The sequence below is a fragment of the Bradyrhizobium sp. SZCCHNS1050 genome (assembly GCF_032484785.1).
In the GTDB taxonomy this organism is placed as follows: domain Bacteria; phylum Pseudomonadota; class Alphaproteobacteria; order Rhizobiales; family Xanthobacteraceae; genus Bradyrhizobium.
The window spans coordinates 1,603,154-1,617,544 of sequence record NZ_JAUETR010000001.1; the positions used below are offsets into that span (position 1 = coordinate 1,603,154).

The 14,391-nt window shown below is 61.5% G+C and carries 13 protein-coding genes; 3 read left to right on the forward strand and 10 right to left on the reverse strand.

What is annotated here, in order from left to right; genetic code table 11:
* The first annotated feature begins 429 nt into the window (after nt 1–429).
* Nucleotides 430–1,662 (forward strand): DNA cytosine methyltransferase, encoded by a 1,233-nt coding sequence (locus QX094_RS07320; protein ID WP_316187722.1) that lies wholly within the window; start codon nt 430–432, stop codon nt 1,660–1,662.
* Here the strand turns inward: QX094_RS07320 and QX094_RS07325 are convergent.
* The 8 genes from QX094_RS07325 to QX094_RS07360 all read right to left on the reverse strand — a co-directional run bounded on the left by QX094_RS07325 (nt 1,639) and on the right by QX094_RS07360 (nt 9,053).
* Nucleotides 1,639–2,046, reverse strand: a complete 408-nt coding sequence (locus QX094_RS07325) for a very short patch repair endonuclease (protein ID WP_316187723.1) — start codon at nt 2,044–2,046, stop codon at nt 1,639–1,641. The genes QX094_RS07320 and QX094_RS07325 overlap by 24 nt on opposite strands.
* Nucleotides 2,047–2,055: 9 nt before the next feature.
* Complete coding sequence (locus QX094_RS07330; RefSeq protein WP_316187724.1) at nt 2,056–2,706, reverse strand: hypothetical protein; 651 nt, start codon at nt 2,704–2,706, stop codon at nt 2,056–2,058.
* A gap of 67 nt (nt 2,707–2,773) precedes the next feature.
* Entirely contained in the window at nt 2,774–3,394 is a 621-nt protein-coding gene (locus tag QX094_RS07335) for a hypothetical protein (RefSeq protein ID WP_316187725.1), read from the reverse strand.
* A 22-nt stretch (nt 3,395–3,416) separates the two neighbouring features.
* On the reverse strand, nt 3,417–4,466 hold the full coding sequence (locus tag QX094_RS07340) for an ATP-binding protein (RefSeq protein WP_316187726.1): 1,050 nt from the start codon (nt 4,464–4,466) through the stop codon (nt 3,417–3,419).
* A 4-nt stretch (nt 4,467–4,470) separates the two neighbouring features.
* Nucleotides 4,471–5,772, reverse strand: a complete 1,302-nt coding sequence (locus tag QX094_RS07345) for a hypothetical protein (RefSeq protein WP_316187727.1) — start codon at nt 5,770–5,772, stop codon at nt 4,471–4,473.
* Nucleotides 5,769–7,169, reverse strand: a complete 1,401-nt coding sequence (locus QX094_RS07350; protein ID WP_316187728.1) for an ATP-binding protein — start codon at nt 7,167–7,169, stop codon at nt 5,769–5,771. The genes QX094_RS07345 and QX094_RS07350 overlap by 4 nt, the downstream gene beginning before the upstream one ends.
* 1 nt (nt 7,170) lies before the next feature.
* On the reverse strand, nt 7,171–8,211 hold the full coding sequence (locus QX094_RS07355) for a hypothetical protein (protein ID WP_316187729.1): 1,041 nt from the start codon (nt 8,209–8,211) through the stop codon (nt 7,171–7,173).
* 131 nt (nt 8,212–8,342) lie between these two features.
* Nucleotides 8,343–9,053, reverse strand: a complete 711-nt coding sequence (locus tag QX094_RS07360; protein ID WP_316187730.1) for a phospholipase D family protein — start codon at nt 9,051–9,053, stop codon at nt 8,343–8,345.
* 1,985 nt (nt 9,054–11,038) lie between these two features.
* Between QX094_RS07360 and QX094_RS07365 the strand changes: the two genes are divergently transcribed.
* Together QX094_RS07365 and QX094_RS07370 are read left to right on the forward strand one after the other, a co-directional pair.
* Entirely contained in the window at nt 11,039–12,076 is a 1,038-nt protein-coding gene (locus QX094_RS07365; protein WP_316187731.1) for a hypothetical protein, read from the forward strand.
* A 17-nt stretch (nt 12,077–12,093) separates the two neighbouring features.
* The gene (locus QX094_RS07370; protein WP_316187732.1) at nt 12,094–12,348 is read left to right on the forward strand and encodes a hypothetical protein; all 255 of its coding nucleotides are present in this window, start codon (nt 12,094–12,096) and stop codon (nt 12,346–12,348) included.
* A 172-nt stretch (nt 12,349–12,520) separates the two neighbouring features.
* Here QX094_RS07370 and QX094_RS07375 read toward each other — a convergent pair.
* Both QX094_RS07375 and QX094_RS07380 read right to left on the reverse strand, forming a co-directional pair.
* Nucleotides 12,521–13,710 (reverse strand): IS3 family transposase gene (locus tag QX094_RS07375; RefSeq protein WP_316188198.1). Its coding sequence is split into 2 segments (ribosomal slippage): nt 12,521–13,461 and nt 13,461–13,710, totalling 1,191 coding nucleotides; the frame shifts between segments, so codons are not numbered across the junction.
* Between the two features lie 190 nt (nt 13,711–13,900).
* Nucleotides 13,901–14,368, reverse strand: coding sequence for a hypothetical protein (locus QX094_RS07380; RefSeq protein ID WP_316187733.1), 468 nt, complete (start codon nt 14,366–14,368; stop codon nt 13,901–13,903).
* Between the last annotated feature and the right edge of the window lie 23 nt (nt 14,369–14,391).

A 14,391-nucleotide genomic window follows, 5' to 3' on the forward strand; every position in this document is an offset into this window, starting at 1 on the left:
GCGCCGATGCGGAACGCGGCGGGACGCGGGACCGACTGCAGTCGCGAGACCGGTTAACAAGGCACCCGAACGCGGAACAGTGATAGCGACGCCGGCCTGCAATGACGCCGGGGCCGCGGACGAGTGCCTCCGGCGAGCGACACACTATTCTGCGCGAGGGCTCGAAGCCGTACGGCCGAGACACCACGCGGCTCGGTTCACGAGAGTCCAATGCGGCCGATGCCGCACGCGCCTAACCGGAAAACAACGACGACTAAGCGCAAGGACTCTGGACCTCGCTACGAGCTTTAGTCTTGCGCCTCGTAGAATTGAAGCCGGAGCATTGGGAAACGCTTCTTCAGTTTTTCTCCACCTATCCTGGCACCGTCCCTGATCAAATTCGGCCTTCAGTGTCCCGCCTTCCTGACGCGGCCGCGGGCCGAAGACGATATGGCCGATGACAGCGGCAACCGCGGGCCCGCCCGGTCCGATGTTCCAAGCGTGGCACCGGCGGTCAGCACATCGCGTCACGGCCCCGGCGGCACGAAGGTGACCGAAAGGCGCGGCAGGCACGGCACCAACGCTTTGAAGATGCGGACTATTCCGCTACCGTGCATTCGTACACAGGTTGATTCCATGACACTCACAGCGATCGATCTCTTCAGCGGCTGCGGCGGACTATCTCTGGGCTTGAAAAAGGCCGGATTTCACGTGCTCGCAGCGGTCGAGCTGGATAAACTCGCGGCCGAGACCTACGCCCAAAACCTCAAAAAGACACTCGTTCTGCGCTCCGATATCCGCCGGATAACGCCATCCGCGATGATGAAAAAATGCGGCCTGAAGCGAGGCGAACTCGACCTTCTGGCCGGCTGCCCGCCTTGCCAGGGATTTTCGACGCTCCGGACGTTGAACGGACACGCCGACATCGACGAACCCATGAACGATCTCGTCTTTCAGTTTCGCCGGTTCGTCCGGGGACTTCTGCCGAAGACCATCATGATGGAGAACGTCCCCGGCCTGGCCAAGGATGACCGGCTCAAGTCGTTCTGCCGCTCGCTGAGGGCTCTCGGCTATTCCGTGAAATTCGACGTCATGGATGCTGCCGACTTCGGCGTACCCCAGCGACGCCGCCGAATGATACTGATCGGTTCGCGCCTGGGAGATGTGGCGTTCGCACCAAAGCGTAAGACGGCAGCGACGGTGCGCGACGCAATCGGCTCGTTACCAGCGCCCGGCACCGACGACGATGTGCTGCATGTCCGCGGCCCGAAGCGCGCCGCCAGGGTCGAAGCCCTGATAAGAAAGATTCCCCGAAACGGCGGAAGCCGGACCTCGCTCGGCGCGAAGCATCAGCTTCGCTGTCACAGGAAGTCCGACGGCTTCAGAGACATCTACGGTAGGATGGCCTGGGACAAACCCGCTCCGACGATCACGGGAGGGTGCATCAATCCATCCAAAGGAAGGTTTCTCCATCCCGTCGCCCACAGGGCTATCACCCTGCGCGAGGCTTCGCTCTTGCAGAACTTTCCGCGCCGGTATCGCTTCCCGCTTTCCCAAGGCACATATGCGGTAGCACAGATGATCGGAAACGCCTTTCCGCCCGCCTTCGCCGCATGCCACGCACGGAAGTTGGCGCGGCACATCCAATCGAGCGGCAAATCACGGGGCGAGAAAGGCGTTTAGCTTCCGCTTGAGCCTTTCGGGATCCCGTAGCTGGCATTCCCAAAGAATTAGTACGCTCCAACCTTCCGCGCGCAACGTTCGTACGATCCGCCTGTCTCTTCGTATGTTGTCGTCGAGCTTCTGCGACCAGAACTCGCTTCGCGTAGCCGGCCGTTTCGCGCGTCGGCATTTCGGATGCTGATGCCAAAAGCACCCGTGCACGAAAATGACCCGCCTCCTGCCCTTGAAGACGATATCGGGCTTTCCCAGGACATCCTTCGAATTCAGCTGGTATCTGATTCCGAGATCGGTAAGAGCCCGCCGCACGATCCTTTCGGGGCTCGTGTCCCTTCCGCGCACGCGAGACATCAGCGCGCTTCGCTCGGCGGCACTAAGCTTGTCCACGAAACACCCTCACGCCGAGGACCCGTCCAGAATGAAGCCCGATGATACGGGATTCCAGGTCCGGTCGGCCCAATCTATCGTCGCGCGACCCGCGATTCCCGCCACGAAGGCCGTGCGCAAACTTTCGATCTGTCCCACATTCGAGTCTAGCCTCACGTTGACGGAGCAGGTGTGCTGTAGCGCGTCGTAGTTCAGGCGATAGTCGTTTCCCGTCGCTTGTAGGCTGGTGACGAGCCACATCGCGAGTCGGTACGCCGCCCGGTCCGCGCAGGCCAAATCGGGATCCGTAAGAAGCAGCGACTTGATCTGCGCAACCACGCCCGGCGCCCCGGTCGTCAGGAAACCTCCCAAATCCGATCTGACCACGCGCGCAAACCGCTTTTTCCCTGTCAACCCACTGTGGAATCTCTTGACCACCATTACGTCCCCGTTTCCGGCGAGTGCCAAAGTCGCGAAAGCATCCCACAGTTGATCGATTCCCGACTCCAAGCGCATGAGGTCGCCCCCGTGGACGCAACTCTCCCATGCCAGCGACCAGGGGTCCTCCATCTCGCAGAGGGAAGACACCGTTCTACGCGCACCCATGGAATCTACGACCACCGTGTCCGCGTGAAAGGCACCAAAGGCGGCGCGCGTTCCGATGAAATGCTCGTAGACCACCGCATTCGAAGGAGAAACCGACACGTCCCGAGCAGACAGTCGACCGTGCCGATCGACGCCGACCGCGCTAACAGTCCCCGCTTTCGACGTTTCGATCCAGCCGCAGCAGGTCAGTAGTGTAGAGTGGGTCGTCAATACCGCCGATGGCATTATAGGCGTCTTTATTCCGTTCGATGCTGAAGCGGTCGATGAAATCCGCCAGGCCGATTCTGGCGAGCCGCGCCGCAAGATAGTAGGCCCTCGTCCAATCGCCCTTGCTCCCTCCCGGATAGAGCCGGTCGCGAATTTCCGAAATGTTGAGCTTTCCGGACGGCGGGATCATATCCAGACATTTCCGGAGAAGCACTGCGAATTCCGATCTTCCCTCGGTCGCGATGACTATCCTGAAGGGTTTCCCTCCCTCGCTCTCGCAGACGACCGCGTCCAGACGCCCGGACCTCAATTCGGCTCCCAGCAACGCGCTGAACGCCCTCTGCGAGATCTCATCGCGGGCTCGCACGCGCACGAGATAGCGTATCAGGCCGGGTACGAGCGGACCGTGCTCGCTGACCACCGCGAGTATGTCGGATCGAATGGCTTCGATCTTCGATTCCAATTCCGCTTCGCCGTATGCGTAGAGATCGATCCCGCCGAACCGGCGCTGCGCGACCGGCCTGGCGCCCTTGGGCGGCAGCCGCGACGTCGACAACGCGGTCTTGGGCCGTTTCAGGCTACGACTCCGGCCACGACAGGGACTTCAGAAGCGATTTGGCCGCGCTCGACGAGACGAGTTCGCCCGAAAGAAGATATTCGTCGTAGATCGCGGAAAGAGCCTGCAAGATGGTCCTCGGAATGAGCCTCGCATGCGTCTCCGTGGCGATGAACTCAATCGTCTCCCGAACCGTGTCCTCCTGAAGCGGATGAAAGGCGTCGCCAGAATAGCCCGGCGGGCGGAAGCCGGCGAGGCGGTCTTCGATGAAGCTTACCGCCTCTTCGACGTTCATCTCCGGCAGCGAGATCTTCGGACGAGGACCGATGAGAGTCTTGAGTTCAGCCGGCAGCAGGTCGACCGCCGTCTTTTCCAATCTCGTCGCGGCCGCAAGCACGACGGAAAGATTCGTCGGATTTTGACTGAACAGCGAACGGAGATTCGACAGCACCGGCCAACGATTCTTTTCGGCGAGCGTTCCGATCCGCTGGAACTCGTCGAACAGCAGAACGACCCTCAATCCGTGCCGGCCGAGACTTCCCAGCAGCTCGGCGAGCAAATCCGCCGCGCGCACATCGCTGTCTATGCGTGCCTGAAGACCGACGACCGTCTTGAGATCCCGCAGATTCACGGATCCCGCGAAAAGCCATTCGAATGCGAGCCCACGTTCATAATCGTTTCCGTGTTGGATCACGCGGGCGACCCGCTTTAGCTGCGAGGAGTTCGACAGATTTCCGTCCTTGCCGATGACCTCCGCGAGCCGGGTCCAGGGCAGCCGCGGCATGATCCTCTGGTAGAGATCCAGAAAGCCTCTCATGCGCTCCGGCACCTCGACGAACACGGGTATCGACGAAGGGGCCTGCCGTTGCACCGCGTGGGCGATGTAGAAGAGCACATGCGACTTGCCGCTGCCAAAGCTCGCCCATATCAGGTCAAGCGTGGAGTCGCTCCGCACGACAAACGACCGCGCCAACCGGTCGACCTTCGACTTCAGCTCGGGCCGCCCCGCCCACGTCGCTCCCGTCTCGGGCGTCGCGGTCAGCAGAAACGGCGATGTCGTGAAGCCCTCCATCTCGTCAAGCTCCGCTGCGCTTCCACAGGGCCGCGTCGATCGAGATGTACTCCGCCCTTCTCGTGGCACCCGCGGATAAGCGCGCTCGCGCGGGAAGCTCAACCGCATAACCCTCCAGACTGCGCCGGGCAGCCCCAAAGGTCACCGGCTTTCCGATGCGAAGTGAAAGCGCGGCCACCCCGTTCGCGACGACGTCCAGCGGAAGCGGCGACATCGGCCTCGACAGCACCGGCAGCAGGTCCGAGAGGAGCGGCTCAAGGTCGTTCGGAGCGATCCGGTCGTCCGACGCGCGCTCGCCCGTAAGGACGTCGACGAGATGCCGGTCGATCCATTCCGCAGCGCTCGCGGACGTTGCGAGCGCATGCTTGGCACGAAGGAGGTTTTCGGTCTGCCTGTACTTGTATTCGTACTGTTCGGAAGGCTCCTTCTTGAGCAGACCGAGATCGACGAGGTTTTCCAGCCGCGCCGCGATGCGGTGCCAGGCCGTCGACGTGATCTGATCGTCCCCGTCCCTCTTAGGCTTCACCTCGCGCCACAGAGAAAACAAATCCTGCCGGCGACCTTGCGACAGATCGCGCGAGGCTTCCGCCTTCTCGGACAGGAGGGTGACGGCCCTGACGTAGAGGCGCATCGCCGACTGCTTGCGCAAGGTTTCGTTCTCGACGGCGAGAAGATCGACCAGGGTCGCGAACATGTCGAAATCCTCACGGACGATCAGGAAGCCGAAGATCAGCCGTTCCTGGCCCAGAACGTACGGGTTCGCGTCCGGAGTGCCGACGACGTCGAAAAACTTCCCGATCAACTGCCCGAAGTTCGTCAGAGCGCCAGAATCGCTGAAGAGGCCCAGCATGCCGCCCCAGTCGAACAGATGCGACAGTCCCGTCTTCGAGCCCCGCTTTCCCCCGAACGATATCGCACCGACCTTCGAAGGCACGCCGGGATCAGCAAGGCTGACGTCCTGCCATTGTCCCCTAATCTCCCCGTCCTCCGACGCCACCGTCTCGCCCGGTTTGCCGGGATCGACGACCCGAAGCGCCGGATAGCGGTATTCGGTCTTCCTGTCCTGTACGCCCTTCGCGTTCGCCTCCACGGGGCTCAGACCCTTCACCCTAAGATAGCGGGCGAACGCCGGCTTCATCTCGTCCCGCACAGGTACGAGCTCGCAGAATTTCGATGTCACGGCCCGCTCGAACCTGAACGCGGCCCCCCCGTCCGTCGTGGCGACGCGACAGATCGCCGAGAGATGACCGGCACGCAGCATGAATTCATCGAGACCGGCGAGCGCCCGTCCTTCCAGGGGGATCAAGCTTCGTACCCTCCGTGCGCCGAAATCCGCGGCCGAACGGCGGCGACGCAGACGCGCGGAAGCGTGGGAGCGTTTCCGCACGAGAACGTCACGATGCCCGGCGTCAGCGATCGCAGCAAAGCGTCCACTCCCACCTTCTCACCATCGATCCGCGCTTCCGACGGCGGCGGAGACCGCAGGTTCTCCAGCGCCACCGCCGCGTCCTTCGGCGCCGTTAGCTGATGCACTATCAGCGTCTCGACCTGGGAGGTCAGCCGACTGTCGAGCGCGCTCGGCTGCTGGGTGGCGAGAGCAAGCGACAGTCCGTAATTTCTTCCTTCCTTCGCGTACTTGATGAAGGCGTCCCTCGCGATCGAGCCGCGGTCGGAGCCGGCGAGCACATGCGCCTCGTCCAAGAGCACCCAGGTCCGAGGTATGTTCGACGAGATCGTCGCCTTGAGCTCCTCCGTCTCGGGTCCGGTCAGTTCGGGCTGCAAATCCAGCCTCTTCTGCGCGAAGGAGGCGTCCCGCCGCTGCCGCAGGATCCTTCTCAGCAATACCGACACCATCACGTTCTTGAGATCGTCCTGCGCCCGTCCAAGCATGAGCACACTGACGCGGAACGGCTGGAGCAGCGCCGACAGATCCGTCGGTGTGCCCTGGAAAAGAGGGAGATCGCGAAAAGTCTCCAGACGCTGGCGGACGGCGCGGACGGTGTTGTCGCTGTAATTCACCGAGAAGGAGGGATCGCCCCCGAGGCAAGCCAGGAGCGCGTCGAAATCGTACGCCGTCGAAGGCGGCACCGAGCCGCCCGAACGGTCGCTGTAGCCGTAGAGCGACACCCGACCGATGAGGTCGGTCAGCAACATTCCCCGCGGTTCGGTCAGCATGTCGATGTCGAAGAGCGCGCCCCAATCGCTCGACTCGAGGTCGGAGGCGCCGATCGCGAGCGAGCGCACGGACAGCGGGTCGATCTCGGGTCTCTCGAAGCCAGCCGGAATCCATACGTCGACGTTGAGAGGCTGTGACTTCATCCCTCCCTTCCGCATGTTGGCGAACTGGCGGCGAAGCTCCGCGGACCCCTCGTCCACCAGAGGGATTTGGGTGCTCCAGAAAATATCCATGATGTCGAGAACCAATGCGGCCCGCGGAGTCTGGATGCATGCGATCGCGGTATCGCCCATTCCAGCGGCCAGACCTTCGGCGATCACGCCCAGCGAATAGGACTTGCCGGTTCCCCGCTTTCCGAAGATTGCCACGACCTGCTCGCCGGTGATGTCTAGCCAGAGCTTCCTGCGCGGCCCCGTCTCCGCCAAGGTGCCGAGCAGCACTTTGTCCTTGCCGCGACAAGAAGGGTCGCCCGCGACGATGTCGCCGGCGGTCTTGGAAATAGGGGGGTCAAGGGCAAAAGACGTCATTCTACATCCTCGCCTTCCGCAGGGAATCCGGGCCGATCAGCTTGAGATCGTCCTTCATCGCCCGAAACCCGACGTCGTCGAGCTTGTCGCATATCTCACGCGGCTTGGCCTGCTCCTGGTTGATGTTCCAATACTCGAGAAACTCCCGCCAGCCGTCGTCGGTGAAGGGATATCTGTCCCAGTCGTAGTCCGCCGAACTGATCTCGCCCGCGGCGACCGCCGCCTCGACCGCCGGCCGGTCTACGAACGCCTCGCGCAGCTTTGCCAGGAAGGTCGTGACGTCGGTTGGATCGAGGTTCTTCAATTCTATTAGATTGTTCGATCCGAGCCTGCTGATGATCTGCGCGTCCGAAATGACGGTCGGAATGTTCCTCTGCCCCTTGCCGCTCAACGTATAGATGAAGCCGAAGGCATCGTTGTTGTCGTCGAAGATCGCCCTGTTGGCCGCTATCCAGTGACGTCGGGTCGCATCGTCGTTGTCGATGTCCTCAAGCTTCGCCGCTTCGTCCGCGATGAATACGAGTTGGCGACTCTCGACCGCCCGCACCAGGATCCCGCAGGCAAGCAGGACGCCGTAGAAGTCGTCGCTCTGTACGAGCGGTTCGCCGAGCCCGATGCTGGCCGCCTCCTTCGACCGCAGCCCCCTCAGGAAATCGAAGGACGTCAGCACCGCGGGCGGCGGCGTCTCGTCGGGAGACGCCAAAAGCAACTTGCCGAAGGCCTCCGCAACGTTTCCGCTGACACCTTTCGCCTTCAGATCGGCCACCACGTGCTTTCCGGTAGCACCTTGGTAGCCGTGAACCAACCTAATCAGTTCCCTCAGGCCGATCCGTTCCAAGAAGGGGCCCACGAGCTGATCGAACCGCGACTTGCTGGTGATGTCGCCGAGCTCGACGATCACAGTCTTCGCCGGGTATTCTAGTAAGTTCTGCTCGAACCACCAAGAGACGTGATTTATCGAATGGGTCTTTCCGACGCCCCAATCCCCATACAGCACCATCTTCACGGTCTGCGCGGCGGCGAAGCGCCGCTCGATGCTCATGACGATCTCGCCGGAGATCTGGCTTTCATGGCAAAACACGGATTGCCTGTCGCGCTGAACGTTTGGCTTGAAACTCGAACGTCCCGACGACAGATGAAACCACTCGGCTAGGGTTCGCGGCATCTTTGCTCCTATTCCAGCGGGACGACGTCGTCGTGCGTCCGCAGCGTCGACGCGTACGACAACAGTTCGGATATCACGGCCGAGGTCGGATCGTCGCGGCCGGACCTGCTGCTGCGAAATTCGACCGCGAGCTCCTGGTTCTGCTCGTCCGCCGCCGGCGTGAGATTGGGGGAGCCGAATATCGCAGCCCGAAAACCGTTGCACTCGACGATGTAGAGCTTCGAATGAAGCGCCGCCGAACCGAATACTTCGTGGTTCGAATGTCGCCTCAGGCTCTGAATCGCGCGGAGGTGCCATACTGCCACGGGGGGTCTGGTGACGACGATCAGACGACAGGGCGTTCCGTTCAACGCCTGGACGATCCTGAAGACGGGATCACTCCCGGAGTCCGCCGAACCGATCCACGGAGCGATCAACCAAACCCTGTATAGGCGCCGACTGTTCGCCTGGATGAGATCGGCGAAAGCGCTCAGCACGCCGTCGGTAATTATCGTGATCGACATGTGACAAGCGAATCCCCCAATTGCAGCCTTTAAGGCATTGTCGCGAAAGTTGCATGTTTCCGCCGCCTTTCGCAATCCAGCAAAGGTTGAAATGCCGGACAGATTTCGGCGTCCCGCTGTCGCCTTGCCGAATCCGGTTACGGCATCTACGGGCGGATAGGAGGACAATTTTACCGCAACTAAGACGAGATCCGGCCGCCCCGGTTGGAGCGTCATTTTCCGTCACCCTCTGGGGCGGGACGGTCGGGGAAGACCTGGTCTCAAGATCAGACGTGGCCTGAATACGACGAAAAGTCGGGAGGGCGTTTCGAAGTGCAGCGGGCCGCGTGATCCTCGGGGCGCCCACGTGCGCAATGCGGGAAGCCGATCATGCGGCGAACCGGTCCAGTCCGCCGCAACCCGGGCTAATCCCGTTTCCAAGCTCCGCGCGCTCGATTCGGCAACGCACCGTTCCGATCTGCTGTAGGACGCCGACGGAGGAGGAAACATGAAACGTCGGACCGTCGTCGTCGATGGACCGCTCGCATTTCGCATGCGGCGGACTGCCGCTGCGCGCGATGCGGAAAGCGGCCCGCAGATGGTGACGCTGCCGCAGCTTGCCGTCCTTCTCGGAGGCGGTCTCGTCCGATCGGCCCTATCGCCGGATCTGGACGGCGCAATTCGCAAGCCATTCGCGAGCGCCGGCTTCCGGAACTCCATGGCATCCGCAATCCTTCCGGCACGACCCGCGCCGGCGCCAGCATGCTTACCCGCGTCTGGAACGCGGACTTTCGACTGGACGACCGGACCGCGGCATCAGCGCGCGGCTCGGCGACGATCGAGACGCGCGTCCGTGCAAACCTACCGCTGGCAGTTCTGTCGCCGCGCGACCTTCGCGACTCGGGCCTGGAACGGCTGGCGAACGCTCCCGTGGTCGGCGGGTTCAGTCGAATTCATCCGCGTCGCACCGGCTTGGCGCCCATTGCTAGACGGATTGGCGCGGGCAGTGTGGCTGATGTGGAGCGATCCCGGCGCCGCCGAGGCGTCATTGTTTCCGGGCGAGGTGCACCGATCACTTCCCTTAGCGCGACTGCCACCCAGCAAATGCCGGTATCGATTCCGGAGTTCCCTGATCGCCAAGCGATCAAGCTCACTGCCTCTGTACCGTTGGCTCAGCTCACCCCTGCCTAATCGGGAAGCGCGGCAATCAATTCCCAGCCTTCAGCAACATCGTCGAAAAGCTCGACGATGTCGGGATCCAGACGAGCGTCTTCATCCTGGAACTCGGGCATCCGATCATGCGACAAGCCAATTGTATCCGGCCAATCATCGGGAGCACAGGCTCCAGGCAAATAGGATCTATTTTTTGCCTAGCTCTTTATAGGCAGGTCCCTTAGGGCTCTGCGGTGAGCCTTTATACGCAGGTCCCTTTTAGACCCGCGGAGCCGTAGTTCCCTTTCGACCCTGCGGACGCGCCGAGTTATCTATAGACACGGGCAAATCGGCGGACGACATAGTCGATCTCGCCGAACCGGTGTCCGTCCACCATTAGTTGCGCTTCGCCGGTGCGGCGCAAAACGCGCCCCCGGCTCCAACATCCGCCCCAGCGTCCCTGATGATGGCGATCGCAGCAATCCGATCTCCGTCACATCCTGTCCGTCGACGAGCGCCTTTGCAGCGATCACGAGCGCGCGCCAGCATAGGTCGACCTCCGGTGGAGCCTCGCGCATCCATAGGGGGGCCGAAAACAATGTCAGCCCATCTATCAAGATGTCATGCAATGATACTCTGCATTAGATAGGTAGCAAGTTTCGCGCGATCACGGTCGCGGGCGCGCTCCACCGCTTGAGCGACCTGCGGGTCGTCCTTGTGCGACGGCCTCCAGCTCGGCAAGTTCGTTGCTCTTCCGCAGCACCGATGGGAGCGTGGCGGCTCACACATCGCCTTGGCGAACTCGGCGATCGCCCGGCGAACGTTTCACCAAGAGGCGCTCGGCGCGGGACCTCGCGCTCGGCAAGACGGGCGTCAGGAAAATTCACGATACCCGCACAACCTCACGCTGAATTGCGATGAAGACGAATATGGGCGCAATCCCAACGCACCGCTCGCCCTCAACGTGTCGAGCGACTATTGACAGCTAATACGATATCGATAGTATTTTCTCATTTTGCGTGCATTCTATTGAGGGTAGTTCGTGTTCGCTTAGGGGGTGAGGGCGGACAATGCTTCGGAACGCGATATTTGCGCTTGGCAGTCTCTCGCTGTTGGCGGGTTGCGCCATCCATCCGGCCCCGGAGGATGTTACGGGGGTCGATACCGTCGATATCGTGAAACAGATACGCTGCGAGACCCGCGAGGCCTTGACGCAGCTCATCAAGGTCAAGCTTGAGGACTGGGCCAATCGCGGCAGCCCAGAGGCCGCGAGGCTGTCGCAGCAATACGCAAGCGATCCTGAGACGATCTCCGACTTCGGTCCTGGCCAGTTTCCGGGGCCGGAATACGTGGAGGTTCGACGTTTCATCAAGGTGTTCGCCGAGACGGCCATCGCATACAATTTCGAACTCACAATGACCGAGAACAACGATCTCACGACCGATATCGGCTTAGTACGGCCGCTCCTATCCCCGAAGGTCACGCTCGGAATCAGTGCCGGAGCAAAGCGTAAGCGCAGCAATCTGCGCACGTTCACGACCGCAGACACGTTTGGCTACCTTATCAGCCAGCTGAACCGCAAGAACCGCTATGACGAGCACTATTGCGACGGAAAGGTGGTTCGGGAAAACTACATCTATCCGCTGTCGGGCCGGGTCGGCATCGACAAGACGGTCGTCACTTTCGTCGAACTGAGCGTGTTTGGCAGTCTCGGAGGCGAGAAGGGCAAGGGTCCGCCCACGATGGCTGACAAGCTGACCTTCACGACGGTCGTCAATATCTCCGCCAATCCGAAGATCGAATTTACGCCCGTCACCAGCGCTTTCCAACTGGCGAGCGCCGGTCTTAATGCAAATGCAGACCGCACTGATACCCACCAGGTCTCGGTTGGCCTCTCACTGGGTGACTCGGCCATGGCCGACCTCGGCGCATTGCGGACATTCGGGTTTTCGCCTGAACGAGGCCCGATGAGAAGCCCGGCACCGGTGAGATATGGGCTTTACCACGGCGAGCGCGTGACCGGGGGCGGCACACCAGCGGAACAGCGGGCTGTGGAGGCGATCGACCAACTCAAGCGTCGCGAATTGCAGCTGATACCACCGCCATAGCTGGAGGCTGACGTACCATGGCCAAGAAGGCAGCGAAACCGAAGAAGAAGCCCACTGCGCCAGCAGCTGGCAACAAGAAACGCAAGGTCACAATCGAAGTCTTCGACCCGTTCGGTCCGGGATTTCGGGTGTTCCACAAGCAAGGCGTCAAAAGAACCCATATCGGCGGCTCAGCCGAGCTCGCTGCCGACGATCAGACCGGAGACAAATTGACCCTCGATATCTTCGACCCGTTCGGTCCGGGATTCAGAGTGGTGAACAAGACCACGTAATCCACGGCGGCGACATGGCTCTTGGATCGGCACACGAGCAAGCCCGATGCGCCCCATAGCATCCAATGGCTCGCGTGACAGTGGTTCGCGGCTGCGCATCAGTCCGAACATGCAATGTTTCTGTTCTTAGCCCGATGTGATCATTCGATGCGACTGATCTTGCCCCCAAGTTTTATCCAGATCTGAGTTCGTTCGGGCGGTTGGATGTGCCCATCTGGGCGGTCGTAGCGGCGGGAGCTGGCGCGGAGCTCTCGGCATAGCGCAGCGCCAGATCCCGACGCGGATTGCAGGTGGCGGCGAACTCGGATGGCGTCTTCCATCCGAGCTGGGAGTGCGGCCGAGCGTCGTTATAGTCGGTCCGCCAGCATCGGAGCGCGACGCGGGCCTGGGCGAGCGAGGTGAACAGGGTCTCGTTCAACAGTTCATCCCGCAGGCGGCCGTTGAAGCTCTCGATGAAGGCGTTCTGCATGGGTTTGCCCGGCGCGATGTAGTGCCAGGCGACACGGCTCTGATCGGTCCATGTCAGGATGGCATTGCTCGTGAGCTCGCTGCCGTTGTCGCTCACCACCATCTTGGGCTTGGCGCGCTCGGCGACCAGCCGGTCCAGCTCCCGAGCGACCCGGGCGCCCGAGAGTGAAGTGTCGGGCACCAGCGCTAGGCACTCGCGGGTGCAGTCGTCGACGACGGTCAGGATGCGGAAGCGCCGGCCATTGGTCATCTGATCCGACACGAAGTCGAGCGACCAGCGATCATTCGGGAGCAGCGGCACCGTCATCGGAGTTCGTGTGCCGAGGGCCCGCTTGCGGCCACCTCTGCGGCGCACCGTGAGCCGTTCCTCCCGGTACAGCCGGAACAGCTTCTTGTGATTGACCGCATAGCCCTCCCGCTTGAGCAGGACGTGCAGGCGACGATAGCCGAAGCGGCGGCACTCATGGGCGATCGCCCTCATGCGCTGCCGCAGCCCGGCATCATCGGCCCGGCTCGTCTGATATCTGACCGTCATGCGGCAACATCCGATGGCTTTACACGCCCGCCGTTCGCTCATCCCGTGAACACCCATGAGATGTGCGACAGCTTTCCGCTTCGCAGCGGGCGTTACCACTTCTTTCCCAGGAGATCCTTCAGCGCTGCATTGTCCAGCATGGCGTCCGCCAGCAGCCGCTTGAGCCGCGTGTTCTCGTCCTCCAGCGTCTTCAGCCGCTTGGCCTCCGAGACGTCCATTCCGCCGAACTTGGCCTTCCACTTGTAAATGCTGGCGTCGCTCACGCCATGCTTGCGGCAGAGATCGGCGACCGGAACGCCAGCCTCGTGCTCCTTCAAAATCCCAATGATCTGCTCTTCCGTAAAGCGGCTGCGCTTCATGCTCTGGTCCTCGTTGGGGCCAGAACGAACTTCAAGCTGGATTAGGCCCGAGGGGGCAAGGTCATTTCCCCACCAATACCAACGTCTGAGCGCGCGGTAGTTGGCCATCCTCTCCTGTTACCAATGGGAGGTTCGTTAGCAGTGGGGTGCCGACTGCCCCCGGTTGCCGGCCCAACTTAGCAAACCGGCCCTAAGTCACCTTCGGAAGGTGCTCCTTCCACACGTCGCAGGTCGCAGTATAAGCGTCCTTGAAGAACAAGCGGACAACTAGCGCCGCGACCACCGTGGCGAGCGTTGGCGCTATACCGAATGTACTAACGATCGCTCCAACTAATGTTGTCGCAAACATTGTTTCACCGAGATTCATGGATTCCAAAATCACCTTCCGCTCAGTCGCGTTGGCGCTGTCAGTGCCGCAGACCAAGTCATAAACGTCTCGGTTAATCCGTTCAAAGAAACGCCGCCCGATATCACCCATGAATTCTAGGGGACCGGCAAACGGTGCATCGAATGTTGCATCGCTGTCAAACGCACCAGCCCGGTGCGGCTCAGCTAGCATTGCTGACTTGCGCAGCCCTAGTTCCTCAAAGAGCTGGTCTGGCTCAGACTCCAGCAGCTTTTCTACCGCCATCTTCGGATCGTTTGGCGACTTTGGCATGACTACCTCCTTGGTTGGCTTCC

Excerpts from the sequence above, each read along its gene's own strand:
- QX094_RS07355 (WP_316187729.1), bottom strand. The coding sequence starts at position 8,211 with ATGAGCATCGAGCGGCGCTTCGCCGCCGCGCAGACCGTGAAGATGGTG.
- QX094_RS07380 (WP_316187733.1), bottom strand. The coding sequence starts at position 14,368 with ATGCCAAAGTCGCCAAACGATCCGAAGATGGCGGTAGAAAAGCTGCTG.
- QX094_RS07320 (WP_316187722.1), top strand. The coding sequence starts at position 430 with ATGGCCGATGACAGCGGCAACCGCGGGCCCGCCCGGTCCGATGTTCCA.
- QX094_RS07370 (WP_316187732.1), top strand. The coding sequence starts at position 12,094 with ATGGCCAAGAAGGCAGCGAAACCGAAGAAGAAGCCCACTGCGCCAGCA.
- QX094_RS07340 (WP_316187726.1), bottom strand. The coding sequence starts at position 4,466 with ATGGAGGGCTTCACGACATCGCCGTTTCTGCTGACCGCGACGCCCGAG.
- QX094_RS07350 (WP_316187728.1), bottom strand. The coding sequence starts at position 7,169 with ATGACGTCTTTTGCCCTTGACCCCCCTATTTCCAAGACCGCCGGCGAC.
- QX094_RS07365 (WP_316187731.1), top strand. The coding sequence starts at position 11,039 with ATGCTTCGGAACGCGATATTTGCGCTTGGCAGTCTCTCGCTGTTGGCG.
- QX094_RS07360 (WP_316187730.1), bottom strand. The coding sequence starts at position 9,053 with ATGACGCTCCAACCGGGGCGGCCGGATCTCGTCTTAGTTGCGGTAAAA.